This is a genomic window from Marivita sp. (assembly GCF_020055675.1).
Classification (GTDB): Bacteria; Pseudomonadota; Alphaproteobacteria; order Rhodobacterales; family Rhodobacteraceae; genus Marivita.
Map to the genome: position 1 here is coordinate 1 of NZ_JAIPUS010000062.1, position 5,846 is coordinate 5,846.

Consider the following 5,846-nt stretch of genomic DNA (forward strand, 5'->3'; position numbering starts at 1 on the left):
CATGCCGCAACCGGCCGCTTTCAAGGCAGCAATTTGCGCATCGAGATTCTGTTCGACGGTCGAGGTGCGCGCATATCCGATTTTGGCCTGATAAGTGTTCATTCTGGGTGTGCCTGTGACATGATCTGTTCTTTATCTCGAAACAGACCCAAAGTGAACAGAAAAGCGGTGTGTTTCAGTGTTCACGCGCCGCGCCGCTTTGGGTATACCCTTAATGACGGCTTTAGTGCAGCGTCTCATCCCGTCTGTGGCCCCGCTGCCGCGGTTTCAGGTCCTTCGTGACATCGACCAGCCAATCTACCGCGCCGGGCGTCTCTTTCCAGGCGAACCCGTACTCCTCCAGATAGTAGGCAGCTTCATCTTCACCGCCCAGTGTGTAATACCCCGGGTCTTCGGCTCGGATCCGACCACGTCGTGCCAGAAGGGCCGGAACATGAGAATTGCACTCCCAAGCCTCGGCGACGGTCCGGCGCGAGATTTCGTTGTCGCCGGACTTTCGAAACGCGAATAGAGCTCGCGTGTAACACATGAAAGCGCTGGCCTCATCATCGTGCTCTCTGAGCAACTCTTCGACGGCAGCATCGTCACGGATCACCAGCAACCATGAGAGCAGTACGTATCTAAGCCCCTGATTATCGCCTGGGTTAAGAACAAGCATTTCGCGCAGGTGATCAATGGCGGCCTCACGCTCACCGGCCTGCCAAAGATCTTCTGCCAGAATATGACGGGCCCGCATATAGGGCCTGGTCTCCAGAAAACCCCAGAAACTACCTGCGTATTCCTGGAAGCCATTCTTTCCAAGCGCCAACGCACCTGCTTTGACTGCGCGTTCGAGGTATTCTCGCCGATCTACCACTGAAAGGGTTGAGCGCTCTGCGAGGGTGAGCCAAGCATCCGCACAGAACGGCGAGATTTTCAGGGCCTGGCGCGCTAGCGCTGCACGGCTGCGCCCGTCAGGCGTTTCCCAGGCATCGTACATCAGAAATTGCGCCTCGCTGAGAGCCTCATCATCTGGGTGCATATCGATGCGTCTCGCCAAGTCCTCAAGCGCGGCGGCGTTGGGCAATGACTTCAGCTCTGAAGTTCGGGAGGCGCTAGATGATTTCTTGCGGGGTTTCTTGAATGTGGGCATGTCGGACCTCCTCAAGCGGCCATAGGCTCAAAATCGATCCGCTTATCCAGATCGACCTCGAAGCGGCCATAAGGGTTGATGTGTAGATAAATGAGCGGTGACAGGCCGCGATAGTCCTCTGGGGACAAGCGTGCGACCACATTGGGGTTACGCAGGACGGATTGCACCATTCGCGTGTTCACGTAGACCAATGACGACTGTAACAGGTGCAGCGCATGCGCGGCGGTTTCCTGGTCCCGCACACGGTTGGTTGCGATTTCGCCGCCCTTGCCGAAGAATACGAAGCTGTTGGCGCTGTTCCAGTTTTCCACGACGTTCAGCTCTTCGTGAATTTCCCGGCGGAACGCCTCGGACCGAAGGTATCGGCACAGGAATATCGTCTTGGTGGCGCGGCCAAGCTCCGCCAGCGCCTTGTAGGTGGGGTGCATCATATCCGATCGCGCAAACCGGCGCAGGATGGCCTCCGGGTCAGCCGTTCCATGCCGCATGGCGGCTGCGTATTTGACCATTTCATCATACTGGCGTTCGATCTCACCCCAATCGATCACGCCTGACAGAATTGGCAACAGATTAGGCAGTTGCCCTCGCATACCCGCACTCGGAAGGGCGAGTTTTTGGCGCGCGATAGCTTTGAGACGTGGCGCAAGCTCAAATCCCAGAAGATGGCAAAAAGCAAAGCCGACAGCGCTTTGTCCGTGGCTGTCTACATACTGCCGTTGGATTTCCATGTCAGTGCAGTGCCGCAAGACGCCCTCAATCATGGCGGCCACTTCGGAAGACGAACAGCGTTTCAGCTGCGAATAAATGCAAGTTGCCTGCCGCTCGACATGCCAGTAAATCATGACGCCGCGTCCACCATAGCGCGCATGCCATTCCGTCATCAGGTTGCGGTCCCACGCTCCGAACTTGGTGGAATCCCCAGCACAGGTCGTGCCCGGCGCACCCCAAACTTCCGGGTTGCGGATTTCCAGCGTCGCATTGGCAACCTGCGCACACGCTGCCTTGAGGGAAGCAGGGTCAATATAGCGCCGCCAGATATGCAAGAGTTCGTCATAACTGACATCGGGAGAACCGGCGGCCACGCGTTTCAAGCCCGCGTTGGTTCCCAAGCCGTAAAGGCAGAGCAGCAAGCGTTGATTTCGCACGACATCTGGCAAAGCCTCCCGGCTGGCCGATGTCTGAAAGCTGTTCAGAAACCCTGTGTTGAGGGCGGTTTCCTTGAGAACATCCAAAAGCCCGGTCATCGGCCAAGCCCGGGCAACCTCGGCTTTCAGCGTCGCCAGACCAGCCGGCTCTGGAGCCGGCGCCAGCGGCGTTACGGAAATCCGGTTCTCCCCGCCCCACCGCAGGCGCACTTTGTCATTGTCAGGCAAGGTTGCATTCAGCAGGTGAAGCTCCTGTTCCAGGTCCGCCTTAACGCCCGCGACAAAGCTCTGCACGTCACGTGACAGCCCCAGATCGGCATAGTAGGCGTCTCGGCGCGCGGCAAAGTCCCCCGGCAGATCATCATCCGGATTGCGGTACCGGTCCGCGCCCTCAATCCAGATTTCTTTGGCACGGATGCGTTCCCGCAGTTGCGTCAGCACACAGAGCTCAAAGGACACAACATTGACCCGGCCGTTCTCGTCAATGACTGTGTTGCACCATTTCCCGGGGATAATCCCTGCTAGAGTATCATCTTCAGAAACCACCCGGCGACCAGCTTCCGCAAACCGGATAATCTGATCCAAGGCGGATAATATCGGATGCCACATTGCGTTGTTCGACCGAAATCGCAAAGCTCGGAGCAACGGTGGCAACATGCGGCGGTAGTGGCTGGCATATGAGTTGCGCATGGTTTGTTGGATGCGCGTGTCCAAGGTACCCTTGGCGCGATGTTCGTCAACGACTGCCCGGAGCTTACCCGCTCCAGCGATAGGGAAGATAACGTCTTCAATCCGGCCCTCGGTATGATCCAACGCGGCCATGGCGATCTCGACAAGCAACCGTTCCTTGCCGTGAACCGCGCCTATATCGGCCGCGAGGCCCTGAATGACCTTGCGGCGCGATCGTGTTCCCAGACGATGAACCACCTCCAACAGCAAATCAATGAGGCCGTCGATCAGCTGCGAGCGGCGATGTATCAGGTAGACCGCAAGAAGTCCGAGGCGCTTCTCGGGGGCATGACGGCGCATTTCCGAGGCGGTTTCACCTTCTACCTGACGCGCAAGCCGCGCAATCCATCCCCGCTCAACCCGATCAAGAACAGCCATTGGTAGATCGAGGCCATCGACAAAGGACACCTTCCTAGCTGCCAGCAACACGCTTTCCAGCGTTGCCGCGCCCACATCATCCTTCAGTCGCTGAAACCCCGTATCGGCCAAAGGCTACAAGAGCGCCCACTCCAATTGCTCAATGGCTCCGGCGTGGAGCAGCGCACCTACGCGCATCAGAAAACCATCGCGGAAATCCCGGCGGGCAGCGCGGGCAAGGCGTTCCATGATCTTGTCTGACGGGATAAAAACGCCCACCTGCCGCGCCTGATCAAAACCACGTTCGATCCAGTCTGCCAAGGTCAGGTCCTGCCCACCAAGCTGCTCAATCATCCAGGCCTGGAGATTGGCGCGGTCACGATCAGAAGCGCGACGAAATCCAAAAAATCGAGAATGCTCGCACGTTGCCGTCGCGCGGTATCGCTGGAAAAAGAGTAGGAAAGATCGTCTGCCGCCCCAATCTGGTCAGCAACGTATGCGATCACATCAGGGTCCAGTTCAACGCGGTCGGCAGGAAATCGGCCATACTGCCGAAAATAAAGAAGCTGACACGCAATTGCGACCCGCGACTTCGGTCCAAAACGGTTGAGAAATTCAAAATCCGAATACGAAAGCCCCCACACCGAGGCAAATGCTTGCTCTATCATGACCCCTCCAGACGCAAGCATCATCCAATATCAGAACAGACCGTCAATCAGGCATTTTGTTCCCCTCATGTTCTCGCAAAAGCCCAAATATGCAGCTTCGGGCCAGCTAGGCCTAATACCAGTCGTGTTGAACAGGTCATAGTTTGTCTTATTCAGGGTGACTGACGCGTTGTCTTCAATGGTTAACGCTGCGGTGCCGCCAGTGGCAGTGATCGTGGCGTTGTCCAACACAGCACCGTCCCTAACAGTCACGACGTTCGCACCAGCCGCAAGGGCCAATGTCCCAGTTGCTGTCAGGTCTCCAACCGCAACCGTGTCATTACCCGCGCTTCCAGTTACGCTCTGAGCCCCATCATTTAGAACAACCGAGCCAGCCGCGCCGAGGGTCACGCCAGTCATATCCGTATCAAGCGTCACAGCTGCCGTCGAACCACCCGTCAACGTCAAGTTCTCAACGTTAACGATTTGCCCCGCCGTCGCGTTCAAATCCACCGCTGCTGTGATCTCCGCAGTAATCACCAACGTGTCGGTGTCATTTCCACCATCAATCAAGGTGTCGCTAGTAACTTCTGCAATATCGGCAAAGCTGAATTCGTCCGCCCCAATACCACCGTCAATGTGGTCCGCACCTGCGCCACCAGTGATGGTATCGGCCCCATCTCCACCATAAATGGTGTCGTTGCCATCCCCGGCATCAATCGTATCAGAGCCGCCAAAGCCATGAATGACATCCTGCGTTGTGGCGCTAGAGCGATCGATTGTATCGTTGCCGGTGGTTCCAAGGGTGATGGTTTCGGAGGAGAGGCTGCTCTCCCTGCCATTGTCGGCTTCCACTTTGAGCTGCCCAGTCGTTACCATCGCTTGGGCCTCTAAGGCCTTGGCAGTCTCGGCGGTTAAGTTCACAAGCTCGGTATTACCGATGAAGAATGTCCCGTTGAGGGAGGACTCGACACTGATCCCTGTGTTTGTCAAATTTATGGTCAAGGTCGGCACAGGCAGACCAGCAATGTAGTCGCTTTGCGCTTGAGCTTGAAGCGCGCTGTCCGACAAACTGGCAACACGTTCATAGGGCGTACCAGTGGCCCAGCTCCTGTCATGCTCGACGTCCAAGCGATCTGATAAGTTACGGTATGTTAACTCAACCTGCGCTGCAGAATAGCCCAATCCAACAACATGCGCGGCATTGGTTTCGAGATAGTCCGGATCAGTATACTGCTCCACCAAAGCGGTCTCAGCCGCCTCAAGCGCATTACCCGACGCCAGGATTTTTTCCCAATCACGGTTGTCGAGGTTCGCTCCTACGTTGCCATACAACGTATCGATGGCGCGTTTGATATTCGTAAAAGTCAGAGCGAGACCAGACGCATCAAGCAATTCGAGTAGATTGGGCTTAGACATGCTGCACTCCCAAGCGATTTGTTTCTATTGTCAAAAATAAAACCCCCAACCGAAGCTGGGGGTTCTTGTTTTTTTCGCACCTATCTTTCAACAGGCATCCGTCTTAGAGAGCAGGATCAGGCGATTTCGAGCGCACCATCGGTCTGGTTGTAAGACGCGGTGGACAGGTCAACCGTACCAACGATCTTGATGATGCTGTCGACACCATTCTCGAAGTTGGTACCATTTCCGGCCATATTAATAAGTGAAGTGGGGCTGTTGGTGTTGCCAACGATGTACGTGTCACCCTCGAACTGGAACCAGGCGAAATCCGCAGCATTACCCATTGATTTCCGCTAGTTTGCGTGATTCACCGACCGAAAACGAGCGGTGAACATGTCTGATCTTTTCTGGCTGACGGATGCGCAGATGGCGCGT

The 5,846-nt window shown here is 56.2% G+C and carries 6 protein-coding genes; all 6 read right to left on the bottom strand.

Annotation, left to right across the window (positions count from 1 at the left end):
- Positions 1-223: 223 nt before the first annotated feature.
- The 6 genes from LCF59_RS17360 to LCF59_RS17385 all read right to left on the bottom strand — a co-directional run bounded on the left by LCF59_RS17360 (position 224) and on the right by LCF59_RS17385 (position 5,755).
- Entirely contained in the window at positions 224-1,132 is a 909-nt protein-coding gene (locus tag LCF59_RS17360) for a hypothetical protein (RefSeq protein ID WP_292288879.1), read from the bottom strand.
- Between the two features lie 11 nt (positions 1,133-1,143).
- Positions 1,144-3,495, bottom strand: a complete 2,352-nt coding sequence (locus tag LCF59_RS17365) for a Tn3 family transposase (protein WP_292288880.1) — start codon at positions 3,493-3,495, stop codon at positions 1,144-1,146.
- Between the two features lie 3 nt (positions 3,496-3,498).
- Positions 3,499-3,717 (bottom strand): hypothetical protein, encoded by a 219-nt coding sequence (locus LCF59_RS17370; RefSeq protein ID WP_292288881.1) that lies wholly within the window; start codon positions 3,715-3,717, stop codon positions 3,499-3,501.
- A complete protein-coding gene (locus tag LCF59_RS17375) occupies positions 3,714-4,031 on the bottom strand; it encodes a DUF4158 domain-containing protein (RefSeq protein WP_292288882.1) in 318 nt (105 codons plus the stop codon). Before LCF59_RS17375 ends, LCF59_RS17370 begins: the two co-directional genes overlap by 4 nt.
- 30 nt (positions 4,032-4,061) lie before the next feature.
- Positions 4,062-5,429: a hypothetical protein gene (locus tag LCF59_RS17380; RefSeq protein WP_292288883.1), complete on the bottom strand. Its 1,368-nt coding sequence runs from the start codon at positions 5,427-5,429 to the stop codon at positions 4,062-4,064.
- A 116-nt stretch (positions 5,430-5,545) separates the two neighbouring features.
- Complete coding sequence (locus tag LCF59_RS17385) at positions 5,546-5,755, bottom strand: hypothetical protein (protein WP_292288884.1); 210 nt, start codon at positions 5,753-5,755, stop codon at positions 5,546-5,548.
- Positions 5,756-5,846: the final 91 nt, after the last annotated feature.